This window comes from Streptomyces sp. NPDC051563 (genome assembly GCF_044454225.1).
Taxonomy (GTDB): Bacteria; Actinomycetota; Actinomycetes; order Streptomycetales; family Streptomycetaceae; genus Streptomyces.
On record NZ_JBITDL010000038.1, the window covers coordinates 53,619 to 73,230 of the forward strand.

General features: G+C 73.8%; 13 protein-coding genes and 1 pseudogene. 9 read left to right on the forward strand and 5 right to left on the reverse strand.

The genetic code is table 11. The annotated features are described in order from the left end of the window. Positions 1-63: 63 nt before the first annotated feature. The 3 genes and pseudogenes from ACIA8F_RS33860 to ACIA8F_RS33870 all read left to right on the forward strand — a co-directional run bounded on the left by ACIA8F_RS33860 (position 64) and on the right by ACIA8F_RS33870 (position 4,724). Positions 64-1,018, forward strand: a pseudogene (locus tag ACIA8F_RS33860) (oxygenase MpaB family protein). Continuing rightward, positions 1,000-3,147, forward strand: a complete 2,148-nt coding sequence (locus ACIA8F_RS33865; RefSeq protein ID WP_399384627.1) for a tetratricopeptide repeat protein — start codon at positions 1,000-1,002, stop codon at positions 3,145-3,147. The pseudogene ACIA8F_RS33860 and the gene ACIA8F_RS33865 overlap by 19 nt, the downstream one beginning before the upstream one ends. Then, positions 3,144-4,724 carry a phytoene desaturase family protein gene (locus ACIA8F_RS33870; RefSeq protein ID WP_399384628.1) on the forward strand — a complete coding sequence of 527 codons (1,581 nt, stop codon included), beginning with the start codon at positions 3,144-3,146 and terminating at the stop codon, positions 4,722-4,724. The genes ACIA8F_RS33865 and ACIA8F_RS33870 overlap by 4 nt, the downstream gene beginning before the upstream one ends. Positions 4,725-4,760: 36 nt before the next feature. On the opposite strand, the gene ACIA8F_RS33875 is transcribed toward ACIA8F_RS33870, so the two are convergent. Then, the gene (locus ACIA8F_RS33875) at positions 4,761-5,204 is read right to left on the reverse strand and encodes a nitroreductase family deazaflavin-dependent oxidoreductase (protein ID WP_399384630.1); all 444 of its coding nucleotides are present in this window, start codon (positions 5,202-5,204) and stop codon (positions 4,761-4,763) included. Between the two features lie 153 nt (positions 5,205-5,357). Beyond that, positions 5,358-7,349, reverse strand: a complete 1,992-nt coding sequence (locus ACIA8F_RS33880; RefSeq protein WP_399384632.1) for a serine hydrolase — start codon at positions 7,347-7,349, stop codon at positions 5,358-5,360. Between the two features lie 145 nt (positions 7,350-7,494). Between ACIA8F_RS33880 and ACIA8F_RS33885 the strand changes: the two genes are divergently transcribed. From ACIA8F_RS33885 to ACIA8F_RS33895, 3 genes are all read left to right on the forward strand, one after another. Then, the gene (locus ACIA8F_RS33885; RefSeq protein ID WP_399384634.1) at positions 7,495-8,601 is read left to right on the forward strand and encodes an NAD(P)H-dependent flavin oxidoreductase; all 1,107 of its coding nucleotides are present in this window, start codon (positions 7,495-7,497) and stop codon (positions 8,599-8,601) included. 20 nt (positions 8,602-8,621) lie between these two features. Next, positions 8,622-10,175, forward strand: coding sequence for an acyl-CoA synthetase (locus ACIA8F_RS33890; protein WP_399384635.1), 1,554 nt, complete (start codon positions 8,622-8,624; stop codon positions 10,173-10,175). 136 nt (positions 10,176-10,311) lie between these two features. Beyond that, the gene (locus ACIA8F_RS33895) at positions 10,312-11,451 is read left to right on the forward strand and encodes a calcium:proton antiporter (RefSeq protein WP_399384636.1); all 1,140 of its coding nucleotides are present in this window, start codon (positions 10,312-10,314) and stop codon (positions 11,449-11,451) included. A gap of 113 nt (positions 11,452-11,564) precedes the next feature. Here ACIA8F_RS33895 and ACIA8F_RS33900 read toward each other — a convergent pair whose 3' ends face one another. After that, positions 11,565-14,003 (reverse strand): penicillin acylase family protein, encoded by a 2,439-nt coding sequence (locus tag ACIA8F_RS33900; RefSeq protein ID WP_399384638.1) that lies wholly within the window; start codon positions 14,001-14,003, stop codon positions 11,565-11,567. Between the two features lie 192 nt (positions 14,004-14,195). On the opposite strand from ACIA8F_RS33900, the gene ACIA8F_RS33905 reads away from it, so the two are divergent. After that, a complete protein-coding gene (locus ACIA8F_RS33905) occupies positions 14,196-15,761 on the forward strand; it encodes a fatty acyl-CoA synthetase (RefSeq protein ID WP_399384640.1) in 1,566 nt (521 codons plus the stop codon). A gap of 21 nt (positions 15,762-15,782) precedes the next feature. After that, a complete protein-coding gene (locus ACIA8F_RS33910) occupies positions 15,783-16,214 on the forward strand; it encodes an ankyrin repeat domain-containing protein (protein WP_399384642.1) in 432 nt (143 codons plus the stop codon). A gap of 10 nt (positions 16,215-16,224) precedes the next feature. On the opposite strand, the gene ACIA8F_RS33915 is transcribed toward ACIA8F_RS33910, so the two are convergent. Together ACIA8F_RS33915 and paaK are read right to left on the reverse strand one after the other, a co-directional pair. Continuing rightward, positions 16,225-17,055 carry a YhjD/YihY/BrkB family envelope integrity protein gene (locus ACIA8F_RS33915; RefSeq protein WP_399384644.1) on the reverse strand — a complete coding sequence of 277 codons (831 nt, stop codon included), beginning with the start codon at positions 17,053-17,055 and terminating at the stop codon, positions 16,225-16,227. A gap of 83 nt (positions 17,056-17,138) precedes the next feature. Continuing rightward, positions 17,139-18,458 (reverse strand): phenylacetate--CoA ligase PaaK, encoded by a 1,320-nt coding sequence (gene paaK, locus ACIA8F_RS33920; protein ID WP_399384646.1) that lies wholly within the window; start codon positions 18,456-18,458, stop codon positions 17,139-17,141. Positions 18,459-18,565: 107 nt separating this feature from the next. Between paaK and ACIA8F_RS33925 the strand changes: the two genes are divergently transcribed. After that, positions 18,566-19,456, forward strand: a complete 891-nt coding sequence (locus ACIA8F_RS33925; protein WP_399384648.1) for an alpha/beta fold hydrolase — start codon at positions 18,566-18,568, stop codon at positions 19,454-19,456. Positions 19,457-19,612 lie beyond the last annotated feature (156 nt).

A 19,612-nucleotide genomic window follows, 5' to 3' on the forward strand; every position in this document is an offset into this window, starting at 1 on the left:
TTCGGTGGAATGCTGGAAGGGCCCACAAGTGGACCGGGCCGGGCCACGGGGGAGGAGCCGGACATGGAAGACAGCGCACGCCCCGACCCGGGGCTCTACGGCCCCGGCTCCGTGACCTGGCAGTGCCACGGCGATCCGGTCATGTGGATCGCCGGGGTCCGCGCGCTCTACCTCCAGGCCCTGCACCCGCGCGCGGTCCGCGGCGTCATGGAGAACAGCTCCGCCTTCAGCGGGGAGAACGGCGGGGGCGACGCCTGGGGACGCCTCCTGCGCACCGCCGACTTCGTCGGCACCGTCACCTACGGCACCACGGAGGCCGCCGAGCGGGCCGGTGCCCGCGTCCGCAAGATCCACACCATGCTGTCGGCGACCGATCCGGCCACCGGCAGCCGGTTCCGCGTGGACGAACCCGAGCTGCTGCTCTGGATCCACTGCGCCCAGATCGACAGCTTCCTGCACGTCCTGCGCCGCTCCGGGGTCCCGCTCACCCCCGCACAGGCGGACCGCTACGTGGCCGAGAACCGGGTCAACGCCCGGCTCGTCGGACTCGACCCGTCCGGGGTACCGGGGGATACCGCATCCCTCGCCGCCTACTTCGAGCGGATCCGGCCCGAACTCGCCGCCGGCCCCGACGCCCGCGCCGTCGACGCCTTCCTCTGCGCCCCGCCCATCCACCCCCTCCTCGTCCCTGGCCGAAACCTGGTGTGGCGCCCGCTCGCGGACCTCGCCTACGGATCGCTCCCCGGCTGGGCGCACCAGCTGTACGGCCGCCCCGCACCGGCCCCGCGCAGCGTTACCCGCCGCCTGCGTCTCACCGGTACCCTGCTGCGCAGCATTCCCGCAGGTCTGCGCTGGCAGCTGCCTCCAGGTCACATCTTGAAAGCGATGCGCCGCATGGGCCCCGGGAGCCGCCCCGCGCCGTACACACTGCGTACATCAGCGGCCATACTGGACCGGCCGGGGAGGGCGTAGCACGACACACGGGGGCGACTTCAAGACATGGCGGAGTCCAGACTGATCCACGGCCGCTACCGGTCGCTCGATCTCATCGGCCGCGGCGGCATGGGCGAGGTGTGGCGGGCCCGCGACGAGTCGCTGGGCCGGCAGGTCGCCGTCAAATGCCTCAAGCCCCTCGGGCCCGAGCAGGACACCCACTTCACCCAGGTGCTGCGCGAGCGGTTCCGCCGTGAGGCGCGCGTCGCCGCCTCCCTCCAGCACCGCGGCGTCACCGTCGTGCACGACTTCGGCGACGACAGCGCGGCCGGCGGTCCCCTCTACCTCGTCATGGAGCTCCTCGAAGGCCGCAATCTCAGCCAGCTCCTGGAGGACAACGACGCGCGCCCGCTCCCCGTGGACGTGGTCGTCGACATCGCCGAGCAGATGGCGGCCGCCCTCGGCTACACCCACGACCAGGGCGTGGTCCACCGCGACCTGAAGCCCGCCAACATCATGCGGCTCACCGACGGCACGGTGAAGATCTGCGACTTCGGCATCGCCCGGCTGGCCGCCGACATCGGTTTCACCGCCAAGCTCACCGGCGGCGGCATGGCCATGGGCACCCCGCACTACATGTCGCCCGAGCAGATCGCGGGCGGCGAAGTGGACCACCGCAGCGACCTCTACTCCCTCGGCTGCGTCCTGTACGAGATCGCCACCGGAGCCCCGCCCTTCGACCTCGGCGACTCCTGGTCCGTGCTGGTCGGCCACCGCGACACCGCGCCCGTGCCGCTGCGCGAGCACCGCCCCGAACTGCCCGTTTCCTTCGAGCGGCTCGTGCTCGACCTGCTCGCCAAGTGCCCGGAGGACCGGCCGGGCGACGCCCGCCACCTGCACCGGCAGCTCGTCGAGGCCCGGCTCGGCCCCGGGGCGGCGACCGGGGCGCACCCGCCGCTGCCCGCGTGGGCCGACGGGATGACCGCGGGACGCCGGGCGGGCATCGAGGCGCGCCCCGCGAGCGGGGAGTGGGCCGTGCTCACCGGCTCCTGGACCGCCGCCCGCGCGAGCGGGGAGCACCGGACGGCCGCGGGGGCCGCCTCCGGCACCGGCACCGTGCCCCCGGCCGCGAAGGCCTCCGCCGCCGCGCCCGCGCCGGCCGTCGTGCGCCCCCGTCCCGCCGAGGACCCCCGGCTCACCGCCGCCTACGGGCTCCCGCAGGGCCCGCGCCCCGCAGAGGATGCCCGAGGGGGCGCGGCCGCGCTCGACGCCGGCCACACCCGGGCCTTCGCCCTCAGCCGGGCCGGCCGCACCGAGGAGGCCCTCGCCGGATACGCGGCCGTCGCCGACGGGCGCGCCCGGGTGCTCGGAGCCGACCATCCGGACACCCTGGCCGCGCGCCAGGAGGCGGCGTACGAGACGGGCCTGCTCGGTCGCCACCAGGAGGCGTACGAGGGCTACCGCGCGGTGCTCGCCGCCCGGGAGCGGACGGTGGGACGGATCCACCCCGACACCCTGCGCTGCCGGCACAACCTGGCCTGTGCGCTGGGTGCGCTGGGCCGTTTCGACGAGGCCCACGCCGCCGCCGCCGAGGTGGCCGCCGACCGGGCGGCCGTCCTGGGGGCGGAGCACGCGGACACGCTGCTGACCCGGTACGAGGTCGCGTACGCGCTGGGCCGCCTGGACCGCTGGGAGGAGGCCCTGGAGGCCTTCCGGCACATCGCCGCCGTACGGGAGCGGGTGCTCGGCCGCGACCACCCCGACACCCTGGCCGCGCGCTACGAGGCCGGGATCGCGCTGGGCCGGACCGGGCGCTCGGCCCAGGCCCTGGACCTGTTCCGGGACCTGGTCCGCGACCGCACCCGCGCCTACGGGGCCGCGGACCCGGAGACCCTGCGGGCCCGGCACGTCCTCGGGGTGAACCTCGGGCGCCTGGAGCGCTGGGAGGAAGCCGTGGCCGAGGCCCGGGAGGTGGGCGGGGCGCGGGCCCGCACGCTCGGCGCCGAACACCCCGACACCCTGGTCAGCCGCCGCGAGCTCGCCGTCGGGCTCGGCCGGCTGGGCCGCTGGGACCAGGCGCTGCCCATCTACCGGGACCTCTCCGGCATCCGCGAACGGTCGCTGGGCGACGGCCATCCGGACACGGTCGCCGCCCACGCCGACGAGGCGCACTGTCTGGAGCGGCTGGGCCAGGTGTGTTACCAAGAGCCATGACGACCTCGCGGGGCTTCGGGCACGACGTGTACGACACGGTGATCGTGGGCGGGGGCCACAACGGCCTCGTCGCCGCCGCCTACCTGGCCCGGGCCGGCCGTTCGGTCCTGGTCCTGGAGCGGCTCGGCCGCACCGGCGGGGCCGCCGTGTCCACCCGGCCGTTCCCGGGCGTCGACGCCCGCCTCTCCCGCTACTCCTACCTCGTCTCGCTGCTCCCGGCGAAGATCGTGCGCGAGCTGGGGCTGGACTTCGCGGTGCGCAGGCGCACGGTGTCCTCGTACACCCCCGTCGAGCGCGCCGGACGCCCCGGCGGCCTGCTCGTCGGCGGCGGCGAGGCGCGCACCCGGGAGTCCTTCGCACGGCTGACCGGCTCGGAGCGGGAGTACGAGAGCTGGCGCGCCTTCTACGCGACCACCGGGCGGGCGGCCGAACGGATCTTCCCGACGCTGACCGAACCCCTGCCCACGCGCGCGGAGCTGCGGGCACGGCTCGACGACGAGGCGGCCTGGCGGATGCTGTTCGAGGAGCCGATCGGCCGGGCCGTCGAGCGGGAGTTCGCCGACGATTTGGTGCGCGGGGTGGTCCTCACCGATGCCCTGATCGGCACCTTCGCCGACGCCCACGACCCGGGCCTGGCCCAGAACCGCTGCTTCCTCTACCACGTCATCGGCGGCGGCACCGGCGACTGGGACGTCCCCGTCGGCGGCATGGGCGCGCTCACCGACGCCCTCGCCGCGGCCGCGCTGGCGGCCGGGGCGGAGATCGCCACCGGGCACGAGGTGCTGCGCATCGACACGGACGGCACGACCGCCCCGGCCGAGGTGACCTTCCGTACGGCGACCGGCGAGGGCCGGGTCGCCGGCCGGGTGGTGCTCGTCAACGCCTCGCCGCGGGAGCTGGCCGAACTCCTGGGGGAGGAACCGGCGCAGCCGGCCCCCGAGGGGGCCCAGCTCAAGGTCAACATGCTGCTGAGCCGGCTGCCCCGGCTCCGGGACACCTCCGTGGACCCGCGCGAGGCCTTCGGCGGCACCTTCCACATCGCGGAGGGGTACGAGCAGCTCGCCCGGGCCCACGCGGAGGCGGCCGCCGGCGAACTGCCCTCCGTACCGCCCTCGGAGATCTACTGCCACTCGCTGATGGACCCGACGATCCTGGGGCCCGAGCTGGCGGAGCAGGGCTACCAGACCCTGACCCTCTTCGGACTGCACACCCCGGCGCGGCTGTTCGGACACGACAACCAGGGGGCGCGCGAGGTGCTCCTCACGGCCACCCTCGCCCAGCTCGACGCCCACCTGGCCGAACCGCTCACCGACTGTCTGGCCTTCGACGCCGACGGCCGGCCGTGCATCGAGGCCAAGACCCCGCTGGACCTGGAGCGCGAACTGCGCCTGCCCGGCGGCCACATCTTCCACCGGGACCTGTCCTGGCCCTACTCCGACTCCGGTGCGGGCGGCGGCCGGTGGGGCGTGGAGACCGCCCACCGCAACGTACTGCTGTGCGGCGCGGGGGCGGTCCGCGGCGGCGGCGTCAGCGGGGTCCCCGGCCACAACGCGGCGATGGCGGTGCTGGGGCACTGACGCGCCCCGGCGGCCCGCCGCTCGACGGGGCCGGTGTCAGCCGACGGGGTCGATCACGACGATCGGGATCTCCCGGCTGGTCTTGGCCTGGTACTCGTCGTACGAGGGCCAGTGCTTCACCATCAGCGGCCAGAACGCGGCACGCTCCTCGGACGTCGCCGTCCGCGCGATGCCCTGCGTGACCCTGGGGCCGACCTGCACCCGGACCTCGGGGTGCTCGCTGAGGTTCCGGTACCACAGCGGGTCCGCGGGGTCGCCGCCCTTGGAGGCGACGATGAGGAAGCGCCCGTCGTCCTCGCCGTAGATGAGCGGGGTCCGCACCGGCTTCCCGGACTTGCGGCCGATCGTGGTGAGCAGCAGGGTCTGGGTGTTGTTCCAGTACTGCCCCTCTGTCCCGCCCGAACCGACGTAGAGCTTGACGTGATCCAGGGTCCAGCCCGGCTTGGGGTCGATCGGGTTGTCCCAGTCGATGTCGCTCATATGGCTCTGCCCACTTCCGCGTTGAATGCTGAACAAACCTCAACAACGAGAATGAACCACCGGAGGCACGGCCGCATTCCGCCGAGAGGGTGGCCCCCCGACGGCCCGGCCATCGGCGCCGCGCTCGCGGCGTGCCGCGGTGGGAGGGGACGGCTAGTCCGCCGAGCGGGTCCAGCCCGTTGCTTCGATGCGGGTGGCGTCCGTGGGGCGGTCTTCGGCGAAGAGGAGGTGGGAGGGTTCCGAGACGCGCAGGACGTCGACGTAGGCGCCGCGGCCCACGTAGCGGCCCTGCGCGGTGTGGCGGAAGCGGAGGCGGACCTCGCGGCCGGCCCAGGCGGTGAGCGGGGCTTCCAGGCGGTGCCAGATGCGGCCCGACCAGCCGGAGACGGAGCCCTGCGGCCACTGTTCGGCGGCTCCGCCGGTGGTGCGGACGGTGGTGAAGGGGAGCGGCTCCCAGGTCTGCCCGTCGGCGGAGGCCTCCAGGTGCAGTGCTCCCTCGCCGGGCACCGTGTCCCACCACAGCGCGCAGCGCAGCCGGGCGGCGCCCGTGGCGGGGGTGAGGGGCGGCAGGGTCAGGGTGCCCGTGCCGCCGGTTTCCATGCCGGAGTACCAGGCAGGGCCGCCGTGCCTGGTACGGACGGGGACGGCGCGCGCGAAGCGGTTGCCGACGGCGACGCGGGGGGCGCTGCCGGCGCGCCAGGTGCGCACGGGGTGGACGGAGTTGCCCAGGAGGATCAGGAAGGAGTCCGTGGAGGGGTCCAGCACCAGGGAGGTGCCGGTGAAACCGGTGTGGCCGGCGGAGTGCGGGGTGGCCATGGCGCCCATGTACCAGTGCTGGTAGAGCTCGAAGCCCAGGCCGTGGTCGTCGCCGGGGAAGGCGGTGTTGTAGTCGGTGAAGAGGAGCTCGACGGAGGCGGGGCGCAGGATGCGCCTGCCTGCGTAGACCCCGCCGTCGAGGAGGGTGCGGGCGAGGATCGCCAGGTCCCAGGCGGTGCCGAAGACCCCGGCGTGGCCGGCGACGCCGCCGAGCGCGTACGCGTTCTCGTCGTGGACCTCGCCCCAGACGAGCCCGCGGTCCAGCCCGGACCAGGGCGGGCGCTGCACCTCGGTGGCGGCCGTGACCCGGCGCCAGGAGAGCGGTGGGTTGTACCGCGTGCGGTGCATCCCGAGCGGAGCGGTGATCTCGTCCTGGAGCAGGAGGTCCAGTGTGTGACCGGTGATCCGTTCCAGGAGCAGCTGGAGGGCGATGAGGTTCAGGTCGGAGTAGCGGTAGACCGTACCCGGGGTCTCCTGGGGGCGCACCGACCACAGCAGCCTCAACTGCCCGGCCCGGGTGGGCTCCTGGTAGAAGGGGGCCCAGGACCGCAGCCCCGAGGTGTGGGTGAGGAGCTGGCGCACGGTCACCGCCTCCTTGCCCCCGCCGGTGAACTCCGGCAGGTACCGGTTCACCGGCGCCTCCAGTTCCAGGCGCCCGCGCTCCATCTGCTGCACGGCCAGCAGGGAGGTGAACAGCTTCGAGAGGGAGGCCAGGTCGAAGACCGTGTCCTCGGCCATGGCGATCCGCTGCGCCGCCGGGAACTCGCGGACCCGGTCGGTGCGGCCGTCGTAGTCGGCGTACCGCACCGCGTCGCCCATCGCCCGGTGCAGCGCCACGGTACGGCCCCGGCCGGCGAGGACCACGGCCCCGGCGTAGTAAGGGTGTTCGGGGGAGGGGCCGAGGAAGCGCCGCGCCTCGTCCGCCACCCCTTCGAGGTGCTTCTCCAGCAGCCCCGCCTGGCGGGCGGACCCGTACCGCAGCCGCAGCCCCTGGAGCGCGCGCCGCTCGGCCGGCGCCCCGGAGGCCCCTGCGGCCCCGGGCAGCGCGGCCTGGAGCACGAGCATGCCGCCCAGCGCGAGCAGCCGCGCCCCGAGCCGTCGCCGGGAGAGCCCGCGCCCGCTCCCGGCGGCGTCCGGCTCCGTCGTGCCGGGGGCTGGCGTGCCGGTCGTGACGGAGCCGATCGTGCCGGAGCCGGATGTGCCGGAGCCGGACGTGCCGGCCGTACTGGGCTCCGACGTTCCGGGCCCCGGCGTTCCGGAGCCCTTCGTGCCGGTGGTGCCGGAGTCCCTCGACTCGCCCTCGTTCCCGGCTGCCCGTCGTGTCTTCATGACCGGTCCTCCCGTCCGCCGTGGTGCCCTCCCGAGTATCTGCCCGCTCACGGCGCGGGCCCCGCGGCGACCGGCCGGCAAAGAATCTGACGCTGCATCAGAAAACCCCTTCCCTCGGCGGCCGGGCTGCGGCATCCTGCCGCCCATGGAGACGGAGCTGAGCAGAAAACTGGGAATAGAGCACGCCATCTTCGGCTTCACGCCCTTCCCGGCCGTGGCCGCTGCCATCACCCGCGCGGGCGGGTTCGGGGTGCTCGGGGCGGTCCGCTACACCGCCCCCGACGACCTCAAGCGCGACCTCGACTGGATGCAGGAGCACACCGACGGCAAGCCCTACGGGCTCGACGTGGTCATGCCCGCGAAGAAGGCCGTCGACGGCGTCAGCGAGGCCGACATCGAGGCGATGATCCCGGCCGCGCACCGGGAGTACGTCCGCGACACCCTCGCCAAACACCACGTACCCGAACTCCCCGAGGGCGAGGCCTCCGGCTGGCGCATCACCGGCTGGATGGAACAGGTCGCCCGCAACCAGCTCGACGTCGCCTTCGACTACCCCATCAAACTCCTGGCCAACGCACTGGGTTCCCCGCCCGCCGACGTCATCGCACGCGCCCACGACCACGGCGTACTCGTCGCCGCCCTCGCCGGCAGCGCCAAGCACGCCCGCCGGCACGCCGAGGCGGGCATCGACATCGTCGTCGCCCAGGGCTACGAAGCCGGCGGACACACCGGGGACATCGCCACCATGGTGCTGGTGCCCGAGGTGGTCGAGGCCGTCGCCCCGCTCCCGGTCCTGGCCGCGGGCGGCATCGGCAGCGGCGAGCAGATCGCCGCCGGACTCGCCCTCGGCGCCCAGGGCGCCTGGCTCGGATCCCTCTGGCTGACCACCACCGAGGCGGACATGCACTCCCGCGCCCTCACCGAGAAGCTGCTCGCCGCCGGGTCCGGCGACACCGTCCGCTCCCGCGCGCTGACCGGCAAGCCCGCCCGGCAGCTGCGCACCGAGTGGACCGACGCCTGGGACGACCCGGAGGGACCCGGCGCACTGCCGATGCCCCTGCAGGGACTCCTCGTCGCGGAGGCCGTGTCCCGCATCCAGAAGTACGAGATCCAGCCGCTGCTCGGCAGCCCCGTCGGGCAGATCGTCGGCCGGATGAACAGCGAACGCAGCGTGCAGGCCGTCTTCGACGACCTCACCAGCGGCTTCGAGCGCGCCATCGACCGCATCAACCGCATCGCCGGCCGGGCCTGAGGCTCCGAGGAGTGGACAAGATGACCGACACACCCCCCAACGGCTTCTGGGCCCAGGCCGTCGCCGACCCCGAGCGCACCGTCCTCGTCACCCCCGAGGGCGACACCTGGTCCGCGGCCCGGCTGCACGCCGACGTCAACCGGCTCGTCCACGGCCTGCGCGCCGCCGGTCTGGAGCGGGGGGACGTCTTCGCCGTCGTCCTCCCCAACAGCGTGGAGTTCCTCACGGCCTACCTGGCCGCCTCCCAGGCCGGGTTCTACCTGGTCCCGGTCAACCACCACCTGGTCGGCCCCGAGATCGCCTGGATCGTCTCCGACTCCGGAGCCAAGGTGCTCGTCGCCCACGAACGGTTCGCCGACGCCGCCACCGCCGCGGCCGACGAGGCGGGCCTGCCCGCCAGCCACCGGTACGCGGTCGGAGCGGTCGCGGGCTTCCGCTCGTACGGCGAACTGCTCGACGGACAGCCGGACACCGCCCCCGCCGACCGCACGCTCGGCTGGGTCATGAACTACACCTCCGGCACCACCGGCCGGCCGCGCGGCATCCGCCGTCCGCTGCCGGGCAAGCTCCCGGAGGAGACGTACCTCGGCGGTTTCCTCGGCATCTTCGGCATCCGGCCCTTCGACGACAACGTCCACCTCGTGTGCTCGCCGCTCTACCACACGGCCGTCCTGCAGTTTGCGGCCGCGGCCCTGCACATCGGGCACCCGCTGGTCCTGATGGACAAGTGGACCCCCGAGGAGATGCTCCGCCTGATCGACGGCCACGCCTGCACGCACACCCACATGGTCCCGACCCAGTTCCACCGGCTCCTCGCCCTCCCGCAGGAGACGAAGGACGCGTACGACGTCTCCTCCATGCGGCACGCCATCCACGGCGCCGCGCCCTGCCCCGACCACGTCAAGCGGGCGATGATCGACTGGTGGGGCCGCTGCGTGGAGGAGTACTACGCGGCGAGCGAGGGCGGCGGGGCCTTCGCGACGGCCGAGGACTGGCTGAAGAAGCCCGGGACGGTCGGCAAGGCGTGGCCGATCAGCGAGCTCGCCATCTTCGACGACGAGGGCGAACGGCTGCCCGCCGGCGAACTCGGCACCGTCTACATCAAGATGAGCACCGGCGGGTTCAGCTACCACAAGGACGAGGGCAAGACGAAGAAGAACCGCATCGGCGACTTCTTCACCGTCGGAGACCTCGGGCTGATGGACGAGGAGGGCTACCTCTTCCTCCGCGACCGGAAGATCGACATGATCATCTCGGGCGGGGTGAACATCTACCCGGCCGAGATCGAATCGGCGCTGCTCACCCATCCGGCGGTCGCGGACGCCGCCGCCTTCGGCATTCCGCATCCCTCCTGGGGCGAGGAGGTCAAGGCGGTCATCGAACCGGCCGAGGGCTTCGCGGCGAGCGACGCACTGGCCGCGGAGATCCTGAACCACTGCGAGCGGCAACTGGCCGGGTACAAGAGGCCCAAGACCGTGGACTTCATCGAGACGATGCCCCGCGACCCCAACGGCAAGCTGTACAAGCGCCGGCTGCGCGAGCCGTACTGGGAGGGCCACGAGCGCGCGATGTGAGGACCGGGCCGGCCCTGCGGGGCCGGCCCGTCCGCTCTGTCCGCCACGCCCGGAGTTTCGTGAGAAGTGCCACGTCAGAGCCCTGAAGGCGGCTGTTGCTCCGCACAGACGGCACAGTTCTGGCAAGTTGGCTGATATGAGTACGGCAACGCACAGATCCCCCCTGACCGACTGGACCGTCGTGGTCCCCGTGGTGGCGCTCGTCGCGCTGGCCTTCAGCTGGGGACGCGACCTGCCCACGCTCGCCGTGGCCCTGGTGGCGCTCTGCCTGGCCGGTGCGGTGCTGGCGGCGGTCCACCACGCCGAGGTCGTCGCGCACCGGGTCGGCGAACCCTTCGGCTCGCTGGTGCTCGCCGTCGCGGTCACCGTCATCGAAGTGGCCCTCATCGTCACCCTGCTGGCCGACGGCGGGAGCAAGACCTCCTCCCTCGCCCGGGACACCGTCTTCGCCGCCGTCATGATCACGTGCAACGGCATCGTCGGCCTGTCCCTGCTCGTCGGGGCCCTGCGCAACCGCGTCGCGGTCTTCAACGCCGAGGGCTCGGGCGCGGCCCTGGCCACCGTCGCCACGCTCGCCGTACTCAGCCTCGTCCTGCCCACCTTCACCACCACCAAGCCCGGCCCCGAGTTCTCCACCGCCCAGCTCGCCTTCGCCGCCACCGCCTCGCTCGCTCTCTACGGCCTGTTCGTCGCCGTCCAGACGGTCCGCCACCGCGACTACTTCCTGCCCGTCGACACCAAGCGGATCCGCAAGGAGGCCGCGCAGGCGGCCGCCGCCGCGGCCGCGGGCGAAGACGACGAGCACGCCGAACCGCCCACCGTCCGCGCCGCCCTGATCGGCCTCGGGCTGCTGCTCGTCGCGCTCGTCGCCGTCGTGGGCAACGCCAAGGCGGTCTCACCGACCATCGAGCGCGGAGTCGCGGACCTCGGGCTGCCCTACGCCGTGGTCGGTGTGATCATCGCCCTGCTCGTGCTGGCGCCCGAGACCCTTGCCGCCGTCCGGGCGGCCCGCCGCGACCGGGTCCAGACCAGCCTCAACCTCGCCTACGGCTCGGCCATCGCGAGCATCGGCCTGACGATCCCGGCGATCGCCCTCGCCACGATCTGGCTCTCCGGTCCGCTGGTGCTCGGGCTCGAACCCGTCCACATGGTGCTCCTCGCGCTGACCGTCGTCGTCAGCGCCCTCACCATCGTCCCGGGGCGCGCCACGCTGCTCCAGGGCGGCGTGCACATCGTCCTGCTGGCCGCGTACCTCTTCCTCGCCGTCAGCCCCTGAGCACGGCGGCGGCCCCTGGGCATGCCGTCGGCTCCTGAGCGCACGGCGGCCCCTGAGCGCCCGACGGCCCCGTACGACAGGTTCCGGACGCCTGCCGTACGGGGCCGCGCGGTTCAGTGCCGCTCGCGCGGCCAGACCACCTTCAGCCGGGGCGAGCTGAGGATGTCCCGCTCGCAGAACCGTGCCTTCACCCAGCGCTCCTGGGAGAAGAGCCGCGTCTGGTCGGCGGAGTACGGGGAATTCGGGTTCGAGGACTGGCCGTACGTCAGCAGCGTGCGCGCCACCGGGCAGCGGCCGCCGTCCCAGCCGACCGCCTGGATGTGGCTGGAACCGTGTACCACCTCCGGGTAGCCGCCGGCCGCCGCGTTCCACGGAGCCTCGATCTTGTTCCAGACGCCCAGGGCCTCCGTTCCGCCGCCCACCGGCAGCCTCTGCCCGCCGCGCACCACGAACTGGTGCTCGCCCAAGGGGGAGTCCGGGGCGATGCCCGCGGCCCTCAGCTCGGCCACCGTGTCGGCGAGGGCCCGTCCGATCCCGGGCGCCGACCGGTTGAGCGTGCGCGGCGTCCGTACCGGATCGGCCGCGTCGAAGGGCACCAGCCACAGGTCCCTGGCCGCCGTGTTCGCGGTCAGCTTCCGCCAGAACCGGTCGAAGAGCAGCGCTCCGCGGCTCGTGACGTCGGCCTTGCGGTCCCAGGCCGCCAGCACCCCGCAGGCCGCCGAGACGTCCACGGCGGCGCCGTCGGAGCCCGTGGCCGTCCCGCCCGGCAGCGCCGCGCAGGCCTGCGCCGCATCGGCCGCCGCCAGGTCACCGGCCGGCACCCGGTTCGCGAACTGCTGCGCCTGCAGGTCCGCCACCGTCAGCCCGCCCCGCCCGGCCATCGCCGACACGTCCTCCAGGGCGCCCCTGGTGCGCAGGGAGCGCGGGGTCCCCGCATTGCCCCAGATCCGCTCGTAGCCGGTGAGCGGCCGCTCCGCATTGGCCAGCCAGGCGCTGTCGTTGGAGTTCTCCACGTACGCGGCGTCGCGCAGCGTCGGCGCCCTGCCCGGCCCGAAGATCCCCGGCTGGACCGCGTCCGCATCGGAACCCGGCGTGCAGTCGCCGCGCGAACCGTCCAGCACGGCCAGTCCCGAGGAGGGGTACGTGGCCCTGCCCAGCGGGGTCGAACAGCGGGCGGCGAGCTCGTCCGTGATCCGGGGCAGCACCTGGGACTGGGTGAAGAGCGTGCCGCCCGCGGAGTCGGCGGCCACCGTGTTGACCCAGGGCAGGCCCTGGGTGCGCCGCAGGGCGTCCTGGACGCCGGCGACCGAGCGGGCCCGGCCCATCGCCAGGGCCGTGTCGGAGCCGCGCAGGTTGGCGGCGTTGGGGTCGGCCAATGCGTAGGCGGTGGTCGTGGTCCAGGGCAGCGGCAGGCCCGCGCCCAGCCCGGACAGGACCGGGCCGTACCGGGTCCACCACTGGGTCCGGGTGACCGGGGCGCCGCCCGCGACCCGGACACTGACGGTGCGGGCGGTCATCTTCTCCGGCGTGCCGTCGACCAGATAGGCGGTCGGATCGGCCGGATCCAGGGCCAGCTGGTGCAGGTTGACGGGGGTGCCGGTGGCCACCGTGTGGCTCCAGGCGACCTTCTCGTTGAAGCCGATGTTCACCACGCTGGTACCGAGCAGCGAGCCGCCCGAGACGTTCAGCTCGCCGGGGATGGTCTGCTGCGACTGCCAGAACCGGCGGCCGCCCTGCCACGGATAGTGCGGGTTGCCGAGGAGCAGGCCCGAGCCGTTCGCGGTGGTGGAGCCGGCGAAGGCCACCGCGTTGGAACCCATGTCGTAGCGGGTGGTGTCGAAGAACTCCCGGGCCGCCTCGGCGGCGGCCGCCGGATCGGGGCCGGCCGCGTCCGGGGCGGCCGCCGTGCCCGGGGGCCGCGCGGAGGTGATGCCGTCGACGGCCCGGCCCTGGCCGCCGAGGACCGAGACGGCGAGGCCGCGGGCGGCGACGTCGGTGGCGGTGACCGGGTGCACCCATCCGGCGCCCTTGCAGGCCGGGTCGGTGATCTCGTTCTGCGCCAGCCAGGCGTTGTACCCGGCGGCCCAGCCCCGCATCAGCTCCTTGACCTCCTTGCCCGGCCCGGCCGGCGCGGGCACGGACAGCAGCTTCTCCACGGCGCCGGAATCGCGCACTCCCTTGAAGAACAGGTCGCTGGAGAGGTTCGCGGAGGCGGAGGAGAGCGAACCGTCGGGCACGGCGTCCGGTCCGAACCACCGCGACCGCTCCCCGGAGACGGTCAGGAATCCGTCGGCGAGCACGCACACCTGGTCGGCGGCCTGCGCCCAGCCGGTGCCGAACCCGAGGTGGGCGTAGTCCCGGGCCAGGATGTGCGGGATCCCGTTCTCGGTGTACCGGATGACGGCGGACAGGCCGCCGCCGGACGGGCCGGAGCCCTGGTCCCGGGCGGCGGCCTCGGGGACCGCCGCGACGGCGGCCAGCAGTGCGGTGCCGGCGACGGCGGCGCGGCGGAGGAGCGGGCGGGCGCGACGGCGTCCGTGGACAAGGCGCAACGTACCTCCCAAGTAGCCTGCGGACGGGCGGGGAAGCCCGTGCGGGTGGGTGGCGCTGGTGTGCCCCCACACTCATGCAGCCCACCTGACATCGTGTCAACATGCCGTTTGGTATCCCGGCGGGTTCCGGCCGGGCAGGCGCGGCGGCCCGGGTCATTGACCCCGGCCCCACGCGCAGACGAAGATCCCGCCATGACCCCGGTGCGGAAGAACACGGTCGACGGACTGCTCCACGACAGCGCGCGGCGCGTCCCGGACCGCATCGCGGTCCGCTACCACGAGCGGACCTGGACCTACGCGGAACTGGACGCGGCCGTCTCCGCCGGCGCGGCCGTGCTGCGCGGGCGCCACGGGCTGGCCGAGGGGGACCGGGTCGCGACCTTCGGGCACAACTCGGACGCCTACCTGCTCGTCTTCCTCGCCTGCGCGCGGGCCGGGCTCACGCACGTCCCCGTCAACCAGAACCTCACCGGGGAGGACCTCGCGTACATCCTGGAGAACTCGGGGAGCGCGCTCGTCCTCGCGGACCCCGACCTGGCCGGCCGGGTCCCCGAAGGGTTCGCCGTACGCCCGCTGCGCGACGCGCCCGGCTCCTTCCTGGCCGACCTGGCCGACCTGGCCGAGACGGGCGAGACGGCGGGCGCGGCGGCGGGCGCGGAGCCCGCCGGGTCCGGGGAGTTCACCCGCTCCGGGGACCCGTCCCGGCTGGCGCAGCTCCTCTACACCTCCGGGACCACCGCCCTGCCGAAGGGGGCGATGATGACGCACGAGGCGCTCTGCCACGAGTACGAGAGCGCGATCGCGGCCCTGGACCTGGCGGAGGGCGATCTGCCGGTGCACTCCCTGCCGCTGTACCACTCGGCGCAGATGCACGTGTTCCTGCTGCCCTACCTGGCGGTGGGCGCGCGGAACACGATCGTGGACGCCCCGGTCGCGGAGCAGATCTTCGACCTGGTGGAGGCCGGGGAGGCGGACAGCCTGTTCGCGCCGCCGACGGTGTGGATCGCGCTGTCCAACCACCCGGACTTCGCCGACTTCGCCGTCCGCGACCTGTCCGCCCTGCGCAAGGCCTACTACGGAGCCTCGATCATGCCGGTGCCGGTCCTGGAACGGCTGCGGGCGCGGCTGCCCGGACTCGGTTTCTACAACTGCTTCGGCCAGAGCGAGATCGGCCCGCTGGCCACGGTGCTGCGGCCGGAGGAGCACGAAGGGCGGATGGACTCGTGCGGGCGGCCGGTCCACCACGTGGAGGCGCGGATCGTCGACGAGGACGGGGCCGAGGTGCCGGACGGCACGGCGGGCGAGGTGGTCTACCGTTCCCCGCAGCTCTGCCAGGGCTACTGGAACGACGCGGAGGCGACGAAGAAGGCCTTCCGGGACGGCTGGTTCCGCTCCGGCGACCTGGCGGTCCGCGATCCGGAGGGCTACTTCACGGTCGTGGACCGGGTCAAGGACGTCATCAACTCGGGCGGGGTGCTGGTCGCCTCCCGGCAGGTCGAGGACGTGCTGTACACCCATCCGGGCGTGGCCGAGGCGGCGGTGATCGGCCTGCCGGACGAGCGGTGGATCGAGGCCGTCACGGCGGTGGTGGTCCCGCGCGACGGGGTGACGGAGGCGGAACTCCTCGCCTACGCCCGCGAGAAGCTGGCCCACTTCAAGGCCCCGAAGCGGATCCTCTTCGTGGACGCGCTCCCGCGCAACGCGAGCGGCAAGATCCTCAAGCGCACCCTGCGCGACCGCTTCTCCCACCCGTCCTGACACCCCCTAGGCTCGGCCGTCATGAACCGACGACGGCAGAAGAAGCTCACGCGAGAGCTCGTCGGCGCCTCGATGTTCGGGCGCACCGCCCGCGTCCGCGCACTCCTGGGGGCCGGCGCGCACCCGCAGGCGGCCGACTCCGAGGGCACCACGCCCCTGTACGCGGCATCCGTTCACGGCGCCGCCGGCACCGTCCGCCTCCTCCTGGCGGCCGGCGCCGACCCGAACACCGAGAGCGGACACGGCACGGAGGGTACGCCGCTGTGTGCGGCCGCCTGCTGGGGCCACACCGACACGGTGCGCGAACTGCTCGCCCACGGCGCGGACCCCCACCTCCGGGAGGACCAAGGTACGGGCCACACGCCGCTGGAATGGGCACTGGCCGGACCGCACCCGGAGACGGCCGAAGCACTCCGGGCGGCGGGAGCCCGGCCCACCCCGGAGGCGGTCTGACCCCGGGGAGCTACGGCTGAGGCTCCTGCGCGAGCTCCGTTTCCTGGAGGCGGCGACGCACGAGGTGTTCGTGGACGAGCCGGCCGACGAGTGCGCCTCCGTAGACCACGAAGCCCACACCGACCAGCCAGGACTGGACGACCAGGAGGGTGCCGAAGGGGCCGTACGTCACGGCGTTGGAGGCGATCAGCGGGGAGAACACCAGCTGCGAGAAGACCCGCAGGCCGAGGAGGCCCAGGCTGGTGCACACCGCCCCCGGGAGCAGGGCGCGCCAGCGGACCCGCCCGCCGAGGAGGATCCACTGGGAGGTCCAGAAGAACAGGCAGGTGCCGATGACATCGCCCGTGGTGCCCAGGACGGTGCCCGCCGCATCGTCCGAGGGGGCGGGGATGAGGACCAGCAGCCCGAGGTAGCAGACCAGCAGGGCGAGCCAGACGACGTGCCGCCACATGGTGTGCCAGCGGGCCGTCGGCAGGTCCCAGACCTTCTCGTACCCGGTCTGCACGGCGGAGCCGAAGGTCAGCCCGAACACCGCGAGGGCGGCGAGCCCGAAGGCGGTGGTCCGCTCCAGCGCGAGGTCCGCGGCGCCGAACAGCATCTCCACCCGTTCCCGGGAGAACTCCGTCACCCCGAGGGCCTGACCGAGCCAGCGGCCGAAGCCGGAGCCGCTGCCCGGCGCGGCGGCCGCGACGACGACGAGCAGCGGCACCAGGGTGAGGAAGCCGAGCGCGGCGAAACCCATGGCCCGGTGCATCAGCTCCATCTCCCGGCCACGGCTCCACGCCAGCCCGGCCGGGGAAGCCTGGAGCCGGTCGTGGATCCGCCGGTAGGTCGAGGTCACGCTTCTGTCCCTACCCGCAAGGGCCCGCACCCTCCCGGGAGGCCCCCCGAGTGGGCCCGAAGGGGTGGATCGGGCGCCGCGGATCAGCCCTCCCGGAGGTCCACCAGCCGCTTGATCTTGCCGACCGACCGCTCCAGGGTCTCCGGATCCACCACCTCCACCGTGACCGAGACGCCGATGCCCTCCTTGACGGCCCGCACCACCGAGGCCGCCGCGGCCTCCCGCCGGCCCGCGTCGCTCCCGCGCCGCGCCTCCACCCGTACCGTCAGGGCGTCCAGCCGGCCCTGCCGGGTCAGGCGGAGCTGGAAGTGCGGAGCCAGGTCCGGGGTCCGCAGCAGGACCTCCTCGATCTGGGTGGGGTAGAGGTTCACCCCGCGCAGGATGATCATGTCGTCGCTGCGGCCGGTGATCTTCTCCATCCGGCGGAAGGCCGGCCGGACGGTGCCGGGAAGCAGTCGCGTCAGGTCCCGGGTGCGGTACCGGATGACGGGCATGGCCTCCTTGGTGAGCGAGGTGAAGACCAGTTCCCCGGGCTCGCCCTCCGGCACCACGGCGCCCGTCAGCGGGTCGACGACCTCCGGGTAGAAGTGGTCCTCCCATATGTGGAGCCCGTCCTTGGTCTCGGCGAACTCCTGTGCCACGCCGGGGCCCATCACCTCCGAGAGCCCGTAGATGTCGACCGCGTCGATGTTCAGGCGCTCCTCGATCTCGCGGCGCATCTCCTCCGTCCACGGCTCGGCGCCGAAGATCCCCGTGCGGAGGGAGGTGGCGCGCGGGTCGATGCCCTGGCGCTCCATCTCGTCCAGCAGGGTCAGCATGTAGGAGGGGGTCACCATGATCACCTCCGGCCGGAAGTCCTGGATCAGCCGGACCTGGCGGTCCGTCATCCCGCCCGAGGCGGGCACGACCGTGCAGCCCAGGCGCTCCGCGCCGTAGTGGGCGCCCAGGCCGCCGGTGAACAGGCCGTACCCGTAGGCGATGTGGACGATCTGGCCGGGTCTGCCGCCCGCGGCGCGGATCGAGCGGGCGACGACGTCCGCCCAGGTGGACAGGTCCCCGTCGGTGTAGCCCACGACGGTCGGCCGGCCCGTGGTCCCGCTGGACGCGTGGATGCGGCGGACCTCGGTGCGCGGCACGGCGAACATCCCGAAGGGGTACTGGTCGCGCAGATCCGTCTTGGTGGTGAAGGGGAACAGGGCGAGATCGGCGAGGGAGCGGCAGTCGTCGGGGTGCAGGCCGGCCTTGTCGAAGGCCTGCCGGTAGAAAGGCACTCGGTCGTAGGCCCGGCGCAAGGTCGCCCGCAGCCGGGTCAGCTGGAGCGCCGCCAGCTCGTCCCGGCCCATCCGCTCGCCCTCGTCCGGCGTGTCCGCACCGCCGTCGTGGCCCCGCGCGTACGTACCCATGCCGCCCACCCCTCTTCGAGTCAACCGACCGATCATTCGGTAGATTGCCGGATCTCGGTGGCCAAATCAATTACTCGAACGGGTGATCGTCTGCTGGGATTGTGCCCATGTCGATCTCCACGCCCTCCACCAGCACTTCTACTTTCACGACCTACGACGGAACCGAACTCGCGTACCACGTCCAGGGCGAAGGCGAGCCGCTCCTCTGCCTCCCCGGCGGCGCCATGCGGGCCTCCGCCTACCTGGGCGACCTCGGCGGACTGTCCGCCGGGCGCCGCCTGGTCCTGCTCGACCTGCGGGGCACCGGGGACTCCGCGATCCCGGCCGACACCTCGACGTACCGGGCCGACCACCAGGTGGCCGACGTCGAGGCGCTGCGCACCCACCTCGGCCTGGACTCCGTCGACCTGCTCGCCCACTCCGCCTCCGCCAACCTGGCCCTGCTCTACGCGGCGGCGCACCCGCAGCGCGTGCGCCGGCTGGCCCTGATCACACCGACCTGCTGGGCCGTGGATCTCACGGAATCCCCCGAAACCCGTCTCGCGGACGTCCGGCGCAGGGGCGGCGCCGAGCCCTACGACACGGCCATCGCGGCGTACGAGCGGGTGAGCGCCGCCTTCGCCGCGGGCGGAACCCCCGAGGAGGCCGACTGGGCGGCGGCGATGCCCCTCGCCTACGGCCGCTGGGACGAGACCGCACGCGCCCACGCGGCACTGAGCCCGGTCCAGAAGAACGCCGCCGCCTCCGCCGCCTTCGCCGGCCCGGGCGCCTTCGTCCCGCCCGCCACCCGGGCCGCGCTGGGCCGGTTCGCCGGCGAGGTGCTGGTCCTTGCCGGGGAGCTGGACTCCAACCCCTCCCCGGCCCTCGCCGCCCGGCTCGCGGAACTCTTCGCGCGGGGGGCCGTCGACGTACAGGGCGGCGGCGGGCACTTCCCGTGGCTGGACGAGCCGCAGTGGTTCACGGCCCGGGTCGAGCGGTTCCTGGCCACCGGGGCCTGAGCGGCGCAACGCCCGTACGGGACGCACACGCCCGTACGGGACGCGCACGCCCGCGGGCCCGGCCCCCCCCCGGGTGCCCGCCCCCGGGGGGGCGGCGCACCGGGCCGGCGCCCGGCGGGCGCCCACGCCCCCCCGACCCCCACCCCGGGGAACCGC

Bases quoted from the DNA above. Each gene is read 5' to 3' on its own strand.
- ACIA8F_RS33910 (WP_399384642.1), top strand. From the start codon at position 15,783: ATGAACCGACGACGGCAGAAGAAGCTCACGCGAGAGCTCGTCGGCGCC.
- ACIA8F_RS33875 (WP_399384630.1), bottom strand. From the start codon at position 5,204: ATGAGCGACATCGACTGGGACAACCCGATCGACCCCAAGCCGGGCTGG.
- ACIA8F_RS33870 (WP_399384628.1), top strand. From the start codon at position 3,144: ATGACGACCTCGCGGGGCTTCGGGCACGACGTGTACGACACGGTGATC.
- ACIA8F_RS33885 (WP_399384634.1), top strand. From the start codon at position 7,495: ATGGAGACGGAGCTGAGCAGAAAACTGGGAATAGAGCACGCCATCTTC.
- ACIA8F_RS33925 (WP_399384648.1), top strand. From the start codon at position 18,566: ATGTCGATCTCCACGCCCTCCACCAGCACTTCTACTTTCACGACCTAC.
- ACIA8F_RS33880 (WP_399384632.1), bottom strand. From the start codon at position 7,349: ATGAAGACACGACGGGCAGCCGGGAACGAGGGCGAGTCGAGGGACTCC.
- ACIA8F_RS33905 (WP_399384640.1), top strand. From the start codon at position 14,196: ATGACCCCGGTGCGGAAGAACACGGTCGACGGACTGCTCCACGACAGC.
- ACIA8F_RS33895 (WP_399384636.1), top strand. From the start codon at position 10,312: ATGAGTACGGCAACGCACAGATCCCCCCTGACCGACTGGACCGTCGTG.
- ACIA8F_RS33890 (WP_399384635.1), top strand. From the start codon at position 8,622: ATGACCGACACACCCCCCAACGGCTTCTGGGCCCAGGCCGTCGCCGAC.
- paaK (WP_399384646.1), bottom strand. From the start codon at position 18,458: ATGGGTACGTACGCGCGGGGCCACGACGGCGGTGCGGACACGCCGGAC.
- ACIA8F_RS33865 (WP_399384627.1), top strand. From the start codon at position 1,000: ATGGCGGAGTCCAGACTGATCCACGGCCGCTACCGGTCGCTCGATCTC.